The organism is Microcella sp. (assembly GCF_033763155.1).
Classification (GTDB): Bacteria; Actinomycetota; Actinomycetes; order Actinomycetales; family Microbacteriaceae; genus Microcella.
Genome location: NZ_JANRKZ010000166.1, coordinates 1 through 2309, shown reverse-complemented (window position 1 = coordinate 2309; position 2309 = coordinate 1). Strand labels below are relative to the sequence as shown.

The 2309-nt window shown below is 64.1% G+C and carries 4 protein-coding genes; 2 read left to right on the top strand and 2 right to left on the bottom strand.

The features are described from left to right. Both SFU54_RS07000 and SFU54_RS06995 read right to left on the bottom strand, forming a co-directional pair. Positions 1 to 674: aminotransferase class I/II-fold pyridoxal phosphate-dependent enzyme (locus SFU54_RS07000; protein ID WP_319015571.1), on the bottom strand; the 674-nt coding region annotated here is incomplete at its 3' end. Between the two features lie 30 nt (positions 675 to 704). Beyond that, entirely contained in the window at positions 705 to 1352 is a 648-nt protein-coding gene (locus tag SFU54_RS06995) for a TetR/AcrR family transcriptional regulator (RefSeq protein ID WP_319015570.1), read from the bottom strand. Positions 1353 to 1527: 175 nt separating this feature from the next. On the opposite strand from SFU54_RS06995, the gene SFU54_RS06990 reads away from it, so the two are divergent. Together SFU54_RS06990 and SFU54_RS06985 are read left to right on the top strand one after the other, a co-directional pair. Beyond that, positions 1528 to 2076 carry a hypothetical protein gene (locus SFU54_RS06990; protein ID WP_319015569.1) on the top strand — a complete coding sequence of 183 codons (549 nt, stop codon included), beginning with the start codon at positions 1528 to 1530 and terminating at the stop codon, positions 2074 to 2076. Beyond that, positions 2070 to 2309, top strand: a 240-nt coding sequence (locus SFU54_RS06985; protein ID WP_319015568.1) for a hypothetical protein, incomplete at its 3' end; no start/stop codon positions are given. The genes SFU54_RS06990 and SFU54_RS06985, both read left to right, overlap by 7 nt.

Genomic DNA, 2309 nt, shown 5'->3' with positions numbered 1-2309 from the left:
CCGTCGTAGACGAGGTGCTCATAGACCTCGTCGCTCACGATGATGGCGTTGTGCTTCGCGGCAAGGGCCACGATGCGCTCGACGTGCTGGGGTTCGAGCATCGAGCCCGTGGGATTGTGGGGTGAGTTGAGCACGACCACGCGCGTGCGATCACTGAAGGCCGCGTCGATCTCGGCAGGCTCGGGCTGAAAATCGGGACCGTGCAGCGCGATCGTGACGTGTCGCGCACCGCTGAGCCCGATGACCGCCGCGTAGGAGTCGTAGAACGGCTCGAGGGTGATGACCTCGTCGCCCGCGCCGGCGAGAGCGAGCAGGCTCGCGGCAATCGCCTCGGTCGCGCCCGCTGTGACGAGCACCTCGGTCGCAGGGTCGAGCGTGAGCCCATAGAACCGCTCTTGGTGCTCGGCAATCGCCTCACGCAGTTCGGTGAAACCACGGCCTGGAGGGTATTGGTTGATGCCCGCGCGAATGGCCTCGGTGGCGGCGTCGAGCAGAGCGGCGTGAGCCGCGTCGTCGGGAAATCCCTGGCCCAAGTTCACCGCGTCGTGCTCGAGGGCGAGCGCCGACATCTCGGCGAAGATCGTGGGGCGCACCGTGCCGTCAGCACCCACGAGGCCCGCGGAGCGCACGGCGCGCATCCACGGGGCATCGTTGCCCGGGCCGTTGATGGTCATGTCACCACGACGATAGCGGCACCACTGTGCTCACTCGTCGCGCGTCGGCATGCTGAGCCGTGAGGCCCAGTCGTAGAAGATCGCTTTGCCGGGTGAGGTGTCGGCGACGTCGGCGTCGACGGCCCGCGCGAGCATCGTCGAGAGCCCGTCGAGAATGTGATCGAGCTCATCGTGCGGAGCCGTCAGGGCGAGCCCGGCCGAGCAGGCGGCAAGAACGCTGGCGATCATGTGAGCATCCACATCGGTGCGCACCATGCCGGCGTCTTGCAGCGACTCAATGAGTTCGGCGCGAACGGCGATCGTGGGCACGAGCGCGCCGTTCTGCGTGTTGCGCAAGATCGATCCGAGAGAGTCACGGTCGACAACGAAGAGGGTCTTCGCGAGCGGGCGTTCGTAAACGGCGCTGAGCATGTAGGTGTAGACGCGCGAGAGCAAACCGCCGCGAGGGTCACGCTCAATGTTCTGCACGACGATGCCATACATCCCGGCGAACTCACGAGTGAGCATGGCCACCATGGCATCGTTCGCCGTCGGAAAGACATTGGCGACGTCGGCCGTGGATGCTCCGCATCGCGACGCGATCGACGCGAGCGTCACGGCCTGATACCCGTCGTTCGTCACGATATCGCTCGCGGCATCGAGAATCACGTCGAAGTCGATCACAGGCGATGTCGTCATGCAGGGCCCCGGGGTTGGTGGTGGGTCGAACGGCGATTTCAGTCTAGGAGCACGGGTAGACGAATCGGTGTACCCCCTTTGGGGTGGGTTTGTGCGGTCGGATATCGCGTGTGCACTCGCGCGTTGATGTGGAGAGTCGCCGCGGGATGCTCGCGTCATGCCTACCGTGGCGTGCATGTCGCGCCGCCACGCCCTCGTCGTTCTTCCGCTCGTCGTGCTTTTCGCCGCCCTCGTCGGCTGCACTGGCGCGACACGTATTCCGCCGCCCGAGCCCTCGACTGCCGTCGAACCGCTCTTCGCCTCGGACGAAGAGGCGCTCGAGGCGGCCACTGAGGCTTATGAGGAGTACTTGGCCGTGCTGGACGGTTTGCTCCAGGCGCCTCTGGAAGTAGATGGAGCTTTTGATTCCGTCGCGTCTGGTCAAGCGCTTCAGCTAGCCGAGGAAAGTGTGCAGAAGTTCCTTGATGACGTTGTGAGGATTTCTGGTCCGCGAGTAGTCGGTTCTGTCGAGCTGCAACAGTTGATCGTCGACGAAGAGGCTACTGAAGTCATCTTGTACGTCTGTGAAGACTTGTCAGGGATCGTTCTCTTGGATAGTGGCGGCAACTCACTCACAACACCGGATCGGCCAAACTACTCAATCTTTCAAATTGTTGTTTCGTTTGGGCACGACGGTGGCCGCGTCGTCGATCGGCAGTTCTGGAGCAACGAAACGTCGTGCTGACGCGGAGTCTGTCGGTCTCTACTCTTGCCGCCTTGATCGTGCTGGGCACGCAGTCAGTTGCTCTTGGCGCGGCGACCGATTGTGCGGATTACGGGCAGTTCAGCACCGGCTGCCCAACCGTCGGCGGCTCAACCACGGGCGATGGCGCCGTGCTCGACGGGCGACTCACGCTCGGTGGAAGCCCTGGCTCGGGCGGTTCGAGCGGCGGCGGAGCATCCGGGGGCTCCTCCGTT

Bases quoted from the DNA above. Each gene is read 5' to 3' on its own strand.
- SFU54_RS06990 (WP_319015569.1), top strand. From the start codon at position 1,528: ATGTCGCGCCGCCACGCCCTCGTCGTTCTTCCGCTCGTCGTGCTTTTC.
- SFU54_RS06995 (WP_319015570.1), bottom strand. From the start codon at position 1,352: ATGACGACATCGCCTGTGATCGACTTCGACGTGATTCTCGATGCCGCG.